The 14,848-nt window shown below is 50.2% G+C and carries 16 protein-coding genes; 10 read left to right on the forward strand and 6 right to left on the reverse strand.

All coding sequences use genetic code 11. From position 1 onward, the window contains the following. Positions 1-71: 71 nt before the first annotated feature. The 4 genes from yidC to rpmH are packed head-to-tail and all read right to left on the reverse strand — an operon-like array spanning position 72 to position 2,453. Positions 72-1,715 (reverse strand): membrane protein insertase YidC, encoded by a 1,644-nt coding sequence (gene yidC, locus JK211_RS03630; RefSeq protein ID WP_212707317.1) that lies wholly within the window; start codon positions 1,713-1,715, stop codon positions 72-74. Between the two features lie 2 nt (positions 1,716-1,717). Next, a complete protein-coding gene (gene yidD / locus JK211_RS03635) occupies positions 1,718-1,975 on the reverse strand; it encodes a membrane protein insertion efficiency factor YidD (RefSeq protein WP_212707318.1) in 258 nt (85 codons plus the stop codon). Further along, positions 1,939-2,298 carry a ribonuclease P protein component gene (gene rnpA / locus JK211_RS03640; protein ID WP_212707319.1) on the reverse strand — a complete coding sequence of 120 codons (360 nt, stop codon included), beginning with the start codon at positions 2,296-2,298 and terminating at the stop codon, positions 1,939-1,941. Before rnpA ends, yidD begins: the two co-directional genes overlap by 37 nt. Positions 2,299-2,312: 14 nt before the next feature. Continuing rightward, positions 2,313-2,453: a 50S ribosomal protein L34 gene (rpmH, locus tag JK211_RS03645; protein WP_000831330.1), complete on the reverse strand. Its 141-nt coding sequence runs from the start codon at positions 2,451-2,453 to the stop codon at positions 2,313-2,315. A 609-nt stretch (positions 2,454-3,062) separates the two neighbouring features. Here rpmH and dnaA point away from each other — a divergent pair. From dnaA to JK211_RS03690, 9 genes are all read left to right on the forward strand, one after another. After that, positions 3,063-4,475, forward strand: coding sequence for a chromosomal replication initiator protein DnaA (dnaA, locus tag JK211_RS03650; RefSeq protein ID WP_212707320.1), 1,413 nt, complete (start codon positions 3,063-3,065; stop codon positions 4,473-4,475). A 4-nt stretch (positions 4,476-4,479) separates the two neighbouring features. Continuing rightward, the gene (dnaN, locus tag JK211_RS03655; protein WP_212707321.1) at positions 4,480-5,580 is read left to right on the forward strand and encodes a DNA polymerase III subunit beta; all 1,101 of its coding nucleotides are present in this window, start codon (positions 4,480-4,482) and stop codon (positions 5,578-5,580) included. Between the two features lie 91 nt (positions 5,581-5,671). After that, entirely contained in the window at positions 5,672-6,757 is a 1,086-nt protein-coding gene (gene recF, locus JK211_RS03660; protein WP_212707322.1) for a DNA replication/repair protein RecF, read from the forward strand. Between the two features lie 18 nt (positions 6,758-6,775). Further along, positions 6,776-9,184 (forward strand): DNA topoisomerase (ATP-hydrolyzing) subunit B, encoded by a 2,409-nt coding sequence (gene gyrB / locus JK211_RS03665; RefSeq protein WP_212707323.1) that lies wholly within the window; start codon positions 6,776-6,778, stop codon positions 9,182-9,184. Between the two features lie 209 nt (positions 9,185-9,393). Continuing rightward, complete coding sequence (gene yidA / locus JK211_RS03670) at positions 9,394-10,209, forward strand: sugar-phosphatase (RefSeq protein ID WP_212707324.1); 816 nt, start codon at positions 9,394-9,396, stop codon at positions 10,207-10,209. 261 nt (positions 10,210-10,470) lie between these two features. Then, positions 10,471-10,683: a YdgH/BhsA/McbA-like domain containing protein gene (locus tag JK211_RS03675; protein WP_212707325.1), complete on the forward strand. Its 213-nt coding sequence runs from the start codon at positions 10,471-10,473 to the stop codon at positions 10,681-10,683. Between the two features lie 174 nt (positions 10,684-10,857). Next, complete coding sequence (locus JK211_RS03680; protein WP_212707326.1) at positions 10,858-11,070, forward strand: YdgH/BhsA/McbA-like domain containing protein; 213 nt, start codon at positions 10,858-10,860, stop codon at positions 11,068-11,070. Between the two features lie 144 nt (positions 11,071-11,214). Then, complete coding sequence (locus tag JK211_RS03685; RefSeq protein ID WP_212707327.1) at positions 11,215-11,427, forward strand: YdgH/BhsA/McbA-like domain containing protein; 213 nt, start codon at positions 11,215-11,217, stop codon at positions 11,425-11,427. Positions 11,428-11,563: 136 nt separating this feature from the next. Beyond that, a complete protein-coding gene (locus tag JK211_RS03690; RefSeq protein WP_212707328.1) occupies positions 11,564-12,823 on the forward strand; it encodes a DUF3748 domain-containing protein in 1,260 nt (419 codons plus the stop codon). Here JK211_RS03690 and JK211_RS03695 read toward each other — a convergent pair. Then, positions 12,798-13,163: a YceK/YidQ family lipoprotein gene (locus JK211_RS03695; protein WP_212707424.1), complete on the reverse strand. Its 366-nt coding sequence runs from the start codon at positions 13,161-13,163 to the stop codon at positions 12,798-12,800. The two genes, JK211_RS03690 and JK211_RS03695, sit on opposite strands and share 26 nt — an antisense overlap. A gap of 266 nt (positions 13,164-13,429) precedes the next feature. Here JK211_RS03695 and ibpA point away from each other — a divergent pair, with 266 nt between their 5' ends. After that, positions 13,430-13,855: a small heat shock chaperone IbpA gene (gene ibpA, locus JK211_RS03700; RefSeq protein WP_212707329.1), complete on the forward strand. Its 426-nt coding sequence runs from the start codon at positions 13,430-13,432 to the stop codon at positions 13,853-13,855. Between the two features lie 49 nt (positions 13,856-13,904). Here the strand turns inward: ibpA and JK211_RS03705 are convergent, their stop codons facing one another. Beyond that, a complete protein-coding gene (locus JK211_RS03705) occupies positions 13,905-14,822 on the reverse strand; it encodes an EamA family transporter (RefSeq protein WP_212707330.1) in 918 nt (305 codons plus the stop codon). Positions 14,823-14,848: the final 26 nt, after the last annotated feature.

Below are 14,848 nucleotides of genomic sequence, written 5' to 3' on the forward strand. Positions count from 1 at the left end.
TCAGAAGACCGCCTTATCATATCCTGAGTGCCGTTAATGATCACGCCGCCGGTGGCTGGCGTGACAGGTTATCAGGCTTTTTTCTTACGGCTGTGTAATCCGCGTTTTTCCAGGCCGCGATAAATCAGCTGCTGCTGAATAATCGTGACCAGGTTACTGACGATATAGTACAGCACCAGACCTGACGGGAACCACAGGAAGAAGACGGTAAAGATGACCGGCATAAAGGTCATAATCTTCTGCTGCATTGGGTCGGTCACCGTGGTCGGAGACATCTTCTGAATGAAGAACATGGTTACACCCATCAGTACCGGCAGGATGTAGTACGGGTCCTGTACTGACAGGTCGTGGATCCACAGGATAAACGGAGCCTGACGCAATTCAACCGAGCCCATCAGCATGTAGTACAGGGCCAGGAAGATTGGCATCTGGATAACCAGAGGCAGACAGCCGCCGAGCGGGTTCACTTTTTCTTCTTTATACAGCGCCATCATTTCCTGACTCATACGCTGCTTATCTTCACCCAGACGCTCACGCATTGCCTGGATTTTTGGTTGCAGCATGCGCATTTTCGCCATTGAGGTGTATTGCGCACGAGTCAGCGGGTACATGATACCGCGGACAATAAAGGTGATAACGATAATTGAGAAGCCCCAGTTACCGATAAAGCTGTGGATAAATTTCAGCAGCTTAAACAGTGGCTGAGAGATAAACCACAACCAGCCATAATCCACAGTTAAGTCGAGGTGCGGGGAAACGGCAGCCATCTGATCCTGAATTTCCGGGCCAACCCACAGGGTCGCATTCAGGTCCTGTTGTGCACCGGCGGCAATAGTGACCGGCGATGATTTGTAACCGATAGCCGCCAGACCGTTACCCAGATTACTGGTATACAGGGTGTTGCTGCCAGATGTCCGCGGAACCCATGCGGTAGCGAAATACTGCTGCAGCATAGCCACCCAGCCATTATCGGTACTGGTATTCAGGTTCTCATTATCAGCAATAGTATCAAATTTATATTTTTCATACTTTTCATTGCTGGTGGAGTAGGCCGCACCACGGAAAGTATGTAGTGCAAAGTTATTGCTGCCGGTATCGCGGGCTTTAGGCAGGGTGATTGTCTGCTTCAGCTGACCAAACATTGAAACTTCCAGCGGCTGTGCCGAGCTGTTATCAATATGGTAGTCAACATCAACCGCATAACCACCCCGTTTGAAGACAAACGTCTTGGTGTATACCACACCGTTCTCACCGGTCCAGGTCAGGGGAACACGAAGTTCGGTCTGACCGTCAGCCATCTGGTAGCTGTCCTGAGTGGTGGTATACAGCGGGCGGGCACCATTGGCAGGGTTATCCGGACCGTTACGGCCGGTTAAACCACTTTGCGCCTGGTACATAAAGTCAGGTGAGGTTTCCAGCAGCTGGAAAGGCTGGGTTGACCCGAGCGTCTTCGGGTAAGTGAGTAACTGGGCCTGCTCTACATCACCGCCACGGGTATTAATTTCAACAGACAAGACGTCTGTTCTAACAGTAATCGTTTTGCCCTGACCACTGGCCGGAACGCCCTGGTTTGCGGCATCGCTTGCGGTATTGTTCGTATTCTGAGTGGTCCGGGTTTGCTGTGGCTGTGGATTGTGGTCCGTCTGCCAGGCTTGCCAGATCATAAAAGACACGAACAGAAAAGCGATGAAAAAAAGATTGCGTTGCGAATCCATCGTTAGTTTTCTCTGGTATCAGTGTTTTTTGGCGGCACAGGATCGTCACCACCCGCGTGTAACGGATGGCATTTTAATACGCGTTTCACCGTCAACCAACACCCTTTTATCACCCCGAAACGACGTAAGGCTTCGATCCCGTAATGGGAACAGGTTGGATTGAAACGGCAATGAGGCCCCAGCAGGGGACTTATTGCCCGTTGGTAAACGCGGATCAGAACAATCAGGAGCCGCGTGCCAGGCGACAATGACGACGCCATAGTTTCTCCAACACTTCCGTCAAAGTATGGTTATCCAGGTCGGCAATCCCTTTTTTTGCAACGATGACAAAATCCATCGCCGGAAGCTCGTGCTGGCGCAAACGAAAACTTTCCCGGGTTAAACGTTTAATCCGGTTACGTTCATGGGCGCGTTTTACGTGTTTCTTAGCGACAGTAAGACCGATGCGGGGATGCCCCAGCGAATTCTGGCGGCCGAGAATAGTCAATTGCGGCGTGCCAGCTCGTTGTGGCTGCTGGAAGACGAAAGTGAAATGATTGGGAGTTAACAAACGTAACTCCCTGGGAAATGCGAGCTTACCCACCAGGGTTCGCTTTATTACTTAGAAACGGTCAGACGAGCACGGCCTTTAGCACGACGACGTGCCAGAACCTGACGACCATTTTTAGTAGCCATACGAGCACGGAAGCCGTGAGAACGGTTGCGCTTCAGTACAGACGGTTGAAAAGTGCGTTTCATGGCGATTTCTACCTAAACTTGAGAATGTTCACTTGGTGACGCGTAGCAGAGTCAGTAAACCGACCGACGCCTCAGTGTATTTTAATTAAAGAGGCGGGATTGTAATAACTGTACAGTCCTGAGTCAATTTACTTCGGCTAATAATGCCACCTTTATACTGGGTAACGGCCTGTTTGCCTGGTCACAATCCCCGGAGTCCGGAGACTGGCGGACAAACAGGCTGAGAATTATACGGGCTTCCTTATAAAGAGCAAGGATCCTTCCGGATCATCTGGTGATCGGCAGAAAAAAAGTGGCGGTAAGGAAGTCACGCCAGTGAAAAGATGAGATCTGTAATAGATTTCCGGCACCCGGGAGTACAGAGCGTGACCTCATCGCTGTCATTCTGAAATCCTGTGGATAAAATGGGTAAAATCAGTGTAGAAAAGGAGGATCTCTTGTCCGCTTTGCGCTATGATCCGTCGTTCCGCTGATGATCCTTCAGGGTCTTCCGGCGAGAATGATTTGCAGATCGTTGCAGCAGGCGATTTCTCCGTCTGTATCAATAATTAGTGTTTTCAAAAGATTAGCACCGTTTCTTGTCTTATTTTTGTACCAGTGGAGTCCGCCGTGTCACTTACGCTTTGGCAACAGTGCCTTACCCGTTTGCAGGATGAATTACCTGCCACTGAATTCAGTATGTGGATCCGCCCGCTGCAGGCTGAATTAAACGACAATACTCTGGCTCTGTACGCACCAAACCGCTTTGTACTCGACTGGGTGCGTGATAAATACATCAATAGTATTAATGCCTTGCTGAATGAGTTTTGTGGTGCTGACATTCCACAGCTACGTTTTGAAGTGGGTGCCAGACCTGCGGCGGCACCTGCGGCAGCACCTGCAGTGAGTACTGTTGCACCGCCGCATATTTCACAGCCTGTTCCGCCAGCTCGCCCGCCCGTTAGTCCGAATAACGGTCGTCCGAGCTGGGACAATGTGCCCGCGCCGGTAGAAGTGGCTTATCGTTCGAATGTTAACAGCCGGCATAATTTTGATAATTTTGTCGAAGGTAAATCGAACCAGCTTGCCCGTGCTGCCGCGCGTCAGGTCGCAGATAATCCGGGCGGTGCTTATAACCCGCTATTTTTATATGGCGGGACGGGATTAGGTAAAACGCACCTTTTGCATGCGGTGGGGAACGGCATTATTGCCCGGAAACCGAATGCAAAAATTGTGTATATGCATTCTGAACGCTTTGTTCAGGATATGGTAAAAGCATTGCAGAACAATGCGATAGAAGAGTTTAAACGCTATTATCGCTCGGTTGATGCACTGTTAATTGATGATATCCAGTTTTTTGCAAATAAAGAGCGTTCCCAGGAAGAGTTTTTCCATACCTTTAATGCACTTCTGGAAGGTAACCAGCAGATTATCCTGACATCAGATCGTTACCCGAAAGAAATTAACGGGGTTGAAGATCGTCTGAAATCACGGTTTGGCTGGGGCCTGACAGTGGCGATAGAGCCGCCTGAACTGGAAACCAGGGTCGCCATCCTGATGAAAAAAGCGGACGAGAATAAAATCCGTCTGCCGGGGGAAGTGGCTTTCTTTATTGCCAAACGCTTACGGTCAAACGTCCGTGAGCTGGAAGGGGCATTAAACCGTGTGATTGCGAATGCCAATTTTACCGGCCGGGCAATCACCATCGACTTTGTCCGGGAAGCGCTGCGCGATTTACTGGCTTTACAGGAAAAACTGGTCACTATCGATAATATTCAGAAAACAGTCGCAGAATACTATAAAATTAAAGTCGCTGATCTGTTGTCTAAACGACGTTCACGCTCGGTGGCCAGACCCCGGCAGATGGCAATGGCGATGGCAAAAGAACTGACCAACCATAGTCTGCCCGAAATCGGTGATGCTTTCGGCGGCCGCGACCATACGACAGTGTTGCATGCCTGCCGTAAGATTGAGCAGTTGCGTGAAGAAAGTCACGATATAAAAGAAGATTTCTCCAATTTAATCAGAACATTATCTTCCTGACGCTATGAAATTTATTGTAGAAAGAGAGCAGTTGCTCAAACCATTACAACAAGTGAGCGGCCCCCTGGGGGGACGTCCGACATTACCTATTCTCGGCAACCTGTTGTTGCAGGTTACCGATGGCGCGTTGTCTCTGACCGGTACCGATCTCGAAATGGAGATGGTAGCCCGTGTTGCTCTTAGCCAGCCTCATGAGGCTGGTGAAACGACTGTGCCGGCACGTAAGTTTCTGGACATCTGTCGCGGCCTGCCGGAAGGTGCTGAAATCCACGTTATTCTGGAAAACGACAGAATGCTGGTACGTTCAGGACGCAGCCGTTTCTCATTATCGACCTTGCCGGCGACGGATTTTCCAAATCTCGATGACTGGCAAAGTGAGGTGGAATTTACTCTGCCACAGGCGACACTGAAACGACTGATTGAAGCCACCCAGTTTTCGATGGCGCACCAGGATGTACGCTATTATCTGAACGGTATGCTGTTTGAAACTGCCGGAGAGGAATTGCGTACTGTCTCTACCGATGGCCACCGCCTTGCGGTGTGTGCCATGCCGGTGGGCCAGTCTTTGCCCGATCACTCGGTGATTGTACCGCGTAAAGGGGTGGTTGAACTGGTCCGATTGCTGGATGGCGGCGACACGCCGTTACAGTTGCAAATTGGCAGCAGTAACATCCGAGCCCATGTCGGTGACTTTATTTTTACCTCCAAACTGGTGGACGGACGCTTCCCGGATTACCGCCGTGTGCTGCCAAAAAATCCGGATAAAACACTGGAAGCCGGTTGTGATCTGCTGCGGCAGGCATTTGCCCGTGCGGCTATCCTGTCGAATGAGAAATTCAGAGGTGTCCGGCTGTTTATTACGGAAAATCAGCTGCGTATTACGGCAAATAACCCGGAACAGGAAGAAGCCGAAGAGATCCTGGATGTCAGTTACCAGGGCAGTGAGCTGGAAATTGGTTTTAATGTCAGCTATGTGCTGGATGTACTCAATGCCCTGAAATGTGAAAATGTCAGGCTGCTGCTGACTGACTCGGTTTCCAGTGTGCAAATTGAAGATGTCGCCAGCCAGCATGCCGCTTATGTGGTTATGCCGATGCGTCTGTAGCCTGCCATTCTGATCTTTTGTTTTCCCTGCCGCCATCTGCTGCAGGGAAACGGCTTTCCTGAATACGTTTTTCTCGCCCCCGGACGAATTTATGGCTCTTACCCGCCTGATAATTAAAGATTTCCGCAATATCGCTCAGGCTGATCTCTGCCTCTCTGAAGGGGTTAACTTCCTGATCGGCCCTAATGGCAGCGGAAAAACCAGTGTACTGGAAGCTATCTATACTCTGGGCCATGGACGGGCATTTCGTAGTACTCAGACCGGACGTGTGATCCGCCATGACCAGCCTTCGTTTGTACTGCATGGGCGGATTGACGATGCAAATCATCAGCACAGTATCGGGCTCAGTAAAGACCGCGCCGGAGAGAGTAAAGTCCGGGTCGATGGCAGCGACGGACACAAGGTGGCTGAACTGGCCCAGTTATTGCCAATGCAGTTAATTACCCCGGAGGGTTTTACCCTGTTAACCGGTGGCCCTAAGTTTCGGCGGGCCTATATTGACTGGGGCTGTTTTCATAACTACCCGGGGTTTTACAGCGCATGGAGTGATCTGCGGCGGCTGATAAAACAGCGTAATGCAGCACTGCGTCAGGTGACCAGCTATCGCCAGCTACGGCCGTGGGATCAGGAACTGGCCCCGGTGACACAGCAAATCAGTGAGTGGCGACAGGCTTATAGCGATGAAATTACCCGTGAGATTAAAGCCACCTGTCAGCAATTTTTGCCGGAATATGAGCTGAGTTTTTCCTATCAGCGTGGCTGGGACAAAGAGACGGATTATGCAGAATTACTGGAACGTAATTTTGAACGTGACCGGGCCCTGACCTATACGGCCAGCGGCCCGCATAAAGCGGATTTTCGTATCCGCGCTGCGGGCACACCGGTGGAAGACTTGCTGTCCCGCGGCCAGCTGAAATTATTAATGTGTGCCCTGCGCCTGGCGCAGGGAGAGTACCTGACACGTCAAAGCGGACGACGTTGTATTTACCTGATCGATGATTTTGCTTCGGAGCTTGATGACCAGCGTCGTCATCTGCTGGCAAGTCGCCTGAAATCGACAAAAGCGCAGGTTTTTGTCAGCGCCATTAGTGTTGACCACGTAATCGACATGAATGATGAAAAGGGCAAGATGTTCAGCGTAGAAAAAGGTAAAATAGCAGTTCAACCTGAAGATTAAAATGAGCGAGAAACGTTGATGTCGAATTCTTATGACTCCTCAAGTATCAAAGTCCTGAAAGGGCTTGATGCGGTACGCAAACGCCCCGGTATGTACATCGGTGATACGGATGACGGCACCGGTTTGCATCACATGGTATTCGAGGTTGTGGACAACGCCATCGACGAAGCACTCGCGGGCCATTGTAAAGAAATTATAGTTACTATTCATGCAGATAACTCGGTCTCTGTTCAGGATGACGGGCGCGGTATTCCGACCGGTATTCACCCTGAAGAAGGGGTATCGGCTGCCGAAGTCATTATGACGGTACTGCATGCCGGGGGGAAATTTGACGATAACTCCTATAAAGTCTCCGGCGGTTTGCATGGTGTCGGCGTTTCTGTGGTTAACGCCTTATCGGAAAAACTGGAACTGACCATTCGTCGTGATGGTAAAGTTCATCAGCAAACCTATCTGCACGGTGTCCCGGGCGCACCTCTGGCCGTTATCGGCGAAACGGACAGCACCGGGACGTCGGTTCGTTTCTGGGCAAGCCACCAGACTTTCACCAATGTCACCGACTTTGAATACGACATCCTGGCCAAACGCCTGCGTGAGTTATCGTTCCTTAACTCCGGAGTTTCTATCCGGCTGATCGATAAACGTTCTGACAAGAGCGATCATTATCACTACGAAGGTGGTATTAAAGCCTTTGTGGAATATCTGAATAAAAATAAAACACCTATCCACCCGAATGTTTTTTACTTCAGTACCGAAAAAGACGGTATTGGTGTGGAAGTCGCATTACAGTGGAATGATGGTTTCCAGGAAAATATTTACTGTTTTACCAATAACATTCCCCAGCGGGATGGCGGTACGCACCTGGCTGGTTTCCGTGCCTCCATGACCCGTACCCTGAATGCCTACATGGATAAAGAAGGTTACAGTAAAAAGGCGAAAGTCAGTGCCACGGGTGACGATGCCCGTGAAGGTCTGATAGCTGTGGTTTCTGTTAAGGTTCCGGATCCTAAGTTCTCGTCACAGACCAAAGACAAGCTGGTCTCTTCGGAAGTTAAATCGGCGGTTGAGTCGCAGATGAATGAGTTACTGGCAGAATATCTGCTGGAAAACCCGTCAGATGCGAAAATTGTCGTCGGTAAAATTATTGATGCGGCCCGTGCCCGTGAAGCAGCACGCCGTGCCCGTGAAATGACACGCCGTAAGGGTGCTCTGGACCTGGCTGGCTTGCCCGGCAAACTGGCTGATTGTCAGGAACGTGACCCTGCGTTCTCCGAAGTCTACCTGGTGGAAGGGGACTCGGCGGGCGGTTCTGCGAAGCAGGGACGTAACCGTAAGAACCAGGCGATTTTGCCATTGAAAGGTAAAATCCTGAATGTGGAGAAAGCGCGTTTTGACAAAATGCTTTCTTCTCAGGAAGTTGCGACCCTGATCACCGCCCTCGGCTGTGGTATTGGCCGCGATGAATATAATCCGGATAAATTACGTTATCACAGCATCATTATCATGACGGATGCGGATGTTGATGGTTCACATATCCGTACCCTGTTGCTGACATTCTTCTACCGTCAGATGCCTGAGATCATTGAACGCGGTCATGTGTTTATTGCACAACCTCCGTTATATAAGGTGAAGAAAGGTAAGCAGGAACAGTACATCAAAGATGATGATGCGATGGACCAGTATCAGATAGCCATTGCGCTGGATGGTGCGACCCTGCATACCAATGCCAGTGCTCCTGCGCTGAGTGGTGCTTCCCTGGAAGAGCTGGTTGCGATGTTTAACAGTACCGGGAAAATGATCAAACGTATGTCCCGCCGTTATCCGGTCGCGCTGTTACAGCGTCTGATTTATCGTCCTGAGTTAAAAGATTTAACTGATCAGGCAGAGGTTCAGCAATGGCTGGACGGGCTGGTGAGTGACCTGACTGAGCGTGAGGTTCATGGCAGCAGCTATTGCGGATTGATCCGTGAAAATCGTGAGCATCAGCGTTTTGAGCCGGTGTTACGTATCCGGACACATGGTGTCGATACGGATTATGCGCTGGATGCTGAGTTTATTGATGGCCCTGAGTATCAGAAGATCAATGCGCTGGGTGAGAAATTACGCGGACTGATCGAAGAAGATGCCTTTATTGAACGTGGTGAACGTCGTCAGCCAGTGGCGAGTTTTGAGCAGGCTGTTGAATGGCTTGTAAAAGAATCGCGTCGTGGTTTGTCGGTACAGCGCTATAAAGGGCTGGGTGAAATGAACCCGGAACAGCTGTGGGAAACCACTATGGATCCGGACAGCCGCCGTATGTTGCGGGTGACCATAAAAGATGCCATTGCTGCAGATCAGCTGTTTACCACCCTGATGGGGGATGCTGTTGAGCCACGCAGAGCCTTTATTGAAGAAAACGCACTGAAGGCTGCGAATATCGATATCTGATCCCGACGGGATTGCTCAATAACCCTCTTTGGTAACAAAGGGGGTTTTTTTTGGTCAGTAGTGCCGGGCAATGATGACTATTGCTGAACTAAAACTGCGGAAATACAGCGGCGTCCTGTGATCCCTGTGGAGTACTGGCAGGTTAATACTGTCAGGCTCAGGCTAAACAAGATAGCATCAGACGATATTTGGCAACTGATGAGGATATTATGGCAATAAAACTGATAGCACTCGATATGGACGGCACACTGCTGGATCCGGAGCATAAAATTACCCCTGCGGTGAAATCAGCAATCGCACGAGCACAGCAGCAGGGGATTATTGTTGTCCTGGCGTCCGGCCGGCCGCATATCGGCATGCAACGCTATATTACTGAGCTGGGCCTGGATAAACCAGGCCAGTTTTGTATCAGTTATAACGGTGCATTAGTACAACGTGCTGAAGATGGCAGTTGCGTTGCTGAAGTTACCCTGGGTCATGCGGACTATCTGAAATTTGAACAACTGGCACGGGAGTTTGGGGTACATTTCCAGGCGCTGGATAAAACCCATCTGTACACCCCGAACCAGGATATCAGTAAATACACTATCCATGAGGTATCTCTGACCGGAATACCACTGCGTTATCGCGCGGCAGCGGATATGGATCCGTCATTACGTTTTCCGAAACTGATGATGATCGATGAGCCTGAATTACTGGACGCTGCCATCTGCCGGTTACCTCCGGAAGTGAGGAAAGAGTATACCATTCTGAAAAGTGCACCATTCTACCTGGAGATCCTCAACAATCAGGTAAATAAAGGTGCAGCGGTACGCAAACTTGCTGAGCTGTCAGGTTTTTCTGCAGATGAAGTGATGGCGATTGGTGATCATGAAAATGATCTGGCGATGATTGCTTACGCCGGCTGCGGGGTAGCGATGGGCAATGCTATTGATTCAGTAAAACAGCAGGCCCGTTATCAGACGTCGTCGAATGCTGAAGATGGTGTTGCCCGTGCGATTGAACAGTGGGCATTATCTGACTGAACCCTGTACACAGGCCGTATCTGCGGCCTGTCATCGGTTCTTTTTCCCCCCTGGTTTAGAAACACTCAGCCGGTAAATCTTCCCCGCCATTTTTCCCGACCAGTATTACCCATAAGTTAAATAGTCTTTAGCAGAAGACGGCCGTACCTGTTAATGAAACGGTATTTACCGCATCATTTGTTAACAAGCTAATAATAACCATTGTTATCACTATCCCGTCAAAACAAATGACATTTTTTAAACATTTATCAGGTATCCGTTATGAAAACCATTACTACGCTTGTTGCTGCCGCAGCATTATCTGTCCTGTCGTTCGGGGCTTTTGCTATTCCTGTATCAGCCAGTGGCAGTACTCTGGACAGTACTGAAGCGAATATTGCTGCGCAGGCGAAAGCGGCAGGAGCCTCTTCTTACATCATTACCAGTGCCCGTCAGGCGAATGGTGTCTATATGACGGCGGAACTGAATAAATAAGCGGTATCTTACCGATGCCGATTGGCCGGTCACTGAAAGTAATCGCAAAAATAATCGATTAAATGTGATGTAGATCGCACTTTCAGTTAATAGACTAATAATAACAATAGTTACTATATGCACTATCAGAACGACAGCTGTTCTGCGTAACAACCATAAAGAAGGATTTTGACCATGAAAACTATGACTGCATTATTTACTGCTGCGATGTTATCTGTCCTGTCATTTGGTGCGTTTGCTGAATCAGTGTCTGCCACCGGCAGTACCCTGGACAGTGCTGAAGCCCATATTGCAGCGCAGGCAAAAGCCGCGGGAGCCTCGTCTTACTCTATCACCAGCGCCCGTGATGATAATGGCGTCTACATGACTGCTGAACTGAATAAATAACCGTCCTGTCTTGCTGGCGCTGTATTTCCTGACCGGTAACCTCCTCAGAAAATAAAACAGATCTGCCGCGATAAGACGCGCGCCACGGGTTAACCCGGGACAATGTGTACCCTGCGTAACAAACCATAAACAAGGATTTTGACCATGAAAACGATGACTGCATTAGTTGCTGCTGCGATATTATCTGCCCTGTCATTTGGTGCGTTTGCCGAATCAGTGTCTGCCTCGGGCAGTACCCTGGACAGTGCTGAAGCCCATATTGCAGCGCAGGCAAAAGCTGCGGGTGCCTCCTCTTACTCTATCACCAGCGCCCGTGATGATAATGGCGTCTATATGACAGCCGAGTTAAATAAATAACCGCATTTGTTATTGAGTTCATTACCGGAAAGCTGCCTCAGGGCAGCTTTTGTTGTTTATCTGTCCCGCTTATGCTGGCACTGTCGGGCAGAATATTGCATATTCCCTTACCCCCAAGACTCATGCGGAACAGGCCATGCCGGACAGACAACTGACTTTTGAATCCCGTCATCATCAACTGACAAATGCTCAGATATGGACACCCGACAGCCAGTGGCTGGTGTTTGATGTGCGCCCGCCGGATGCAACCTTTAACAGCCAGACGGTGGAACGTGTAAATATAACGACCGGGGTCAGGGAAGTGATCTATCGGGCCTCACAAGGTGCCTGTGTCGGGGTAGTCAGTTGCAGCCCGCAATTACCTGAACGTTATGTCTGTATTCACGGGCCGGAAAATCCTGATCAGAGCTGGTATTACGATTTTCACCACCGTCGCGGGGTGATTATTAGTGATGGTCAGGCCGTGACCCTTGATGGCTGTGATATTACACCGCCTTATACGGCGGGTGCGTTACGTGGTGGCAGTCACGTGCATATGTTTGATGCAGACGGTGAGTTTCTCAGCTTTACCTATAATGACCATGTGATGCATCAACGTTCCACGGCTGAAGATTTACGGAATGTCGGAGTCGCGGTTCCCCTGCATCCGGTGATCGTCAGCAGGCAGCACCCGCGCGGACACGATGGCAGCCACTTTTGCGTCATTGTCAGCCAGACCACCCCGTTTCCTGATCCCGGCAGTGATCAGATTAATCGCGCCTATGAAGAAGGCTGGGTCGGGCATAAGGGCTACCGGAAAGCCAGCGGTGAATGGCAGCGCAGAGCGCTGGTCTTTATCGGGGATACACTGTCGACTGAAGGAAAGAAGGTCCCGGAGATTTTTATTGTCGATTTACCTGACGACCCGGCCGATTTTGCGGTGGCCGGTGAATACCCGTTACAGGGGACCGGGAGCCGGTTACCCGCCCCTCCTGCCGGCGTTACGCAACGCAGGCTGACCTATAGCCGGGGAATTGCACTACAGCCGCGCCACTGGCTGCGAACCTCGCCTGACGGCAGTATGGTGACATTTCTGATGGCAGACACCCGGGGTATCATTCAGTTATGGGGTGTCTCTCCTGCGGGTGGCAGCCCGCAACAGATTACGGATTTACCCCACAGTATCAGCTCGGTGGTTAACTGGCATCCGCAGGTCCGGCGGGTCGCTTTTATCTGCGATAACAGTGTGATGATTTGTGATCCTGACTCCGGAGATTGCCGGCGGGTGACTCAACGTACCACAACAGCACCCTGTGGCGATGCTGTGGTTTGGTCTCCGGATGGTGAAAAAATCGCCTTTATGCGGGATATTAACGGTTGGCGGCAGCTGTTTATTGTGGACGGTTTTGTATTGTAGCAGTGCTGCTGGCGGGCAGTGATTCACGGGTTTTCGCCAGACGTTCACTTTCTGCCACCCTGGCCCGCAGTGATGTACCGCTTTTACCTGTGTCTTCGCGAAAGTAATCCCACGGCAGTAACAGGGTATCCATTACGGCTGAAAAGGGGTAATCAACGACTGCCAGCGTTTTAATTGGCCAGCGGGTATTATCATCTTTAAGGATTTCGGTATTTGCCCGGGTCCCCGGATAATATCCCTGGTCAGCCCCGGTATGTGACATCACACTGGAACAGCCAGTGGACGAAAACGCACACCAGACAATTACGCCTGCTGCCGGAATCCTGTTTCTGGTTTTCATCATCATCATCCCTTTTCATTCCCGCAGCCTGATATTTCAGACAGAGTTAATCGTTGCAGATAAGCGCGCATATTGCGGTCAAGGTTCCCTGAGTGTAAGTCAATTCGTGGTCACTGGCTCAAAAAAACATCTTTTTGCTTGAAAAAAATGCGATCGACCCCACTATATGAGTAAGGCTCCGGATTTCGCCATCAGGGTTATCCGGAGGTTATCAGCCTGTCCCTCAGGGAAGGTGAACAATACTTGCTGACATTCAGGAGTCTGTTATGCGTAATTTTGACTTATCCCCGTTATATCGTTCTGCTATTGGTTTTGACCGTTTATTTAATCTGCTGGAATCTAATCCGAACCAGTCTAATGGCGGATATCCTCCGTACAATGTCGAACTGGTAGATGATACCCACTACCGGATCACTATTGCCGTTGCCGGCTTTTCGCAGAAAGAACTGGATATTACGTTTCACGATAATATGCTGATGGTCCGTGGCTCTCACCCCACAGAACAGAGTGAGAAAAAATACCTGTATCAGGGGATCGCTGAGCGTAACTTCGAGCGTAAGTTCCAGCTGGCTGATCATATCCTGGTGCGTGATGCACGGCTGGAGAATGGTTTACTGAGCATCGACCTGGAACGTATTACTCCGGAAGAAGCCAAACCCCGCCGCATCGAAATCAGTCACTCAGCGGTTTAATGGTTGCTGAGTATGCTCTGATTAAGCGCCGCAGAAATGCGGCGTTTTTTTATCTGTTATTCGTTAGGTTCCCGGTGAGTCGTTGCTGTAGCTTTCCGGCAAAGGTATTGACCAGCAGCCCGGCGATAATCACCATAATGCCGGAGATCTGTGCAGGACTCATAGATTCGTGTAACAGTAAGGCTGCACTGAATATCCCTGCGACCGGGACCAGTAAAGCCATGGGGGCCACCCGTGAGGTTTCATAACGGGCCAGTAAGCTGCCCCATAATCCATAGCCTATAATCGTCGACAGTAGTGACAGATAGATGACCGCGAATACACCCGTAAAAGAAAAATGTGTCAGGCTGTACTGGATGGTGTCGATACCGTCGAACCACCAGCTACAGAGCATAAACGGCAGTAACGGAATAAACGCACTCCATACCACCAGTGACATGGCGGGCACCGGATAATGGCGCATAATGACTTTGTTGGTGATATTTCCCAGTCCCCAGCAGACCGCTGCCGCCAGAGTGAACAGCAATGCGATGAGTGGCATACCGACAGTGCCTGTTCCTGTCAGACTGTGCTCTGCCAGAAAAATCATTCCGCAGACAGCAATCAGTAAGCCCGCAATGTTATACCAGCGCAGTGATTCCCTGAGAAACAGGGCCCCGAATAACAGCGTAAAGAATACCTGCGCCTGAAGGATCAGCGACGCGAGCCCGGCGGGCATCCCGAGCTTAATCGACAGAAACAGAAAAGCGAACTGACCGAAACTGATGGTCAGTCCATAGGCCAGCAGCCATTTGAAAGGCACTGCCGGCCGGCGAATAAACAGGCAGGCAGGAAAGGCCACCAGCGCAAAGCGCAGGCTGGCGAGCAGAAAGGGCGGAATATCGTCCAGGCCGACTTTGATAACAACGAAATTCACACCCCAGATAATCACCACGCAGAGTGCCAGGATAAAATCTTTAGAACGCATAAGTAAACCTGTGGAATCAGAAGGTT

Origin of the sequence: Tatumella sp. JGM130, assembly GCF_018257525.1 — a bacterium.
In the GTDB taxonomy this organism is placed as follows: domain Bacteria; phylum Pseudomonadota; class Gammaproteobacteria; order Enterobacterales; family Enterobacteriaceae; genus Tatumella; species Tatumella punctata.

Excerpts from the sequence above, each read along its gene's own strand:
- yidC (WP_212707317.1), bottom strand. The coding sequence starts at position 1,715 with ATGGATTCGCAACGCAATCTTTTTTTCATCGCTTTTCTGTTCGTGTCT.
- yidD (WP_212707318.1), bottom strand. The coding sequence starts at position 1,975 with ATGGCGTCGTCATTGTCGCCTGGCACGCGGCTCCTGATTGTTCTGATC.
- rpmH (WP_000831330.1), bottom strand. The coding sequence starts at position 2,453 with ATGAAACGCACTTTTCAACCGTCTGTACTGAAGCGCAACCGTTCTCAC.
- dnaN (WP_212707321.1), top strand. The coding sequence starts at position 4,480 with ATGAAATTTATTGTAGAAAGAGAGCAGTTGCTCAAACCATTACAACAA.
- recF (WP_212707322.1), top strand. The coding sequence starts at position 5,672 with ATGGCTCTTACCCGCCTGATAATTAAAGATTTCCGCAATATCGCTCAG.
- gyrB (WP_212707323.1), top strand. The coding sequence starts at position 6,776 with ATGTCGAATTCTTATGACTCCTCAAGTATCAAAGTCCTGAAAGGGCTT.
- yidA (WP_212707324.1), top strand. The coding sequence starts at position 9,394 with ATGGCAATAAAACTGATAGCACTCGATATGGACGGCACACTGCTGGAT.
- JK211_RS03675 (WP_212707325.1), top strand. The coding sequence starts at position 10,471 with ATGAAAACCATTACTACGCTTGTTGCTGCCGCAGCATTATCTGTCCTG.
- JK211_RS03680 (WP_212707326.1), top strand. The coding sequence starts at position 10,858 with ATGAAAACTATGACTGCATTATTTACTGCTGCGATGTTATCTGTCCTG.
- JK211_RS03685 (WP_212707327.1), top strand. The coding sequence starts at position 11,215 with ATGAAAACGATGACTGCATTAGTTGCTGCTGCGATATTATCTGCCCTG.
- JK211_RS03690 (WP_212707328.1), top strand. The coding sequence starts at position 11,564 with ATGCCGGACAGACAACTGACTTTTGAATCCCGTCATCATCAACTGACA.
- JK211_RS03695 (WP_212707424.1), bottom strand. The coding sequence starts at position 13,163 with ATGAAAACCAGAAACAGGATTCCGGCAGCAGGCGTAATTGTCTGGTGT.
- ibpA (WP_212707329.1), top strand. The coding sequence starts at position 13,430 with ATGCGTAATTTTGACTTATCCCCGTTATATCGTTCTGCTATTGGTTTT.
- JK211_RS03705 (WP_212707330.1), bottom strand. The coding sequence starts at position 14,822 with ATGCGTTCTAAAGATTTTATCCTGGCACTCTGCGTGGTGATTATCTGG.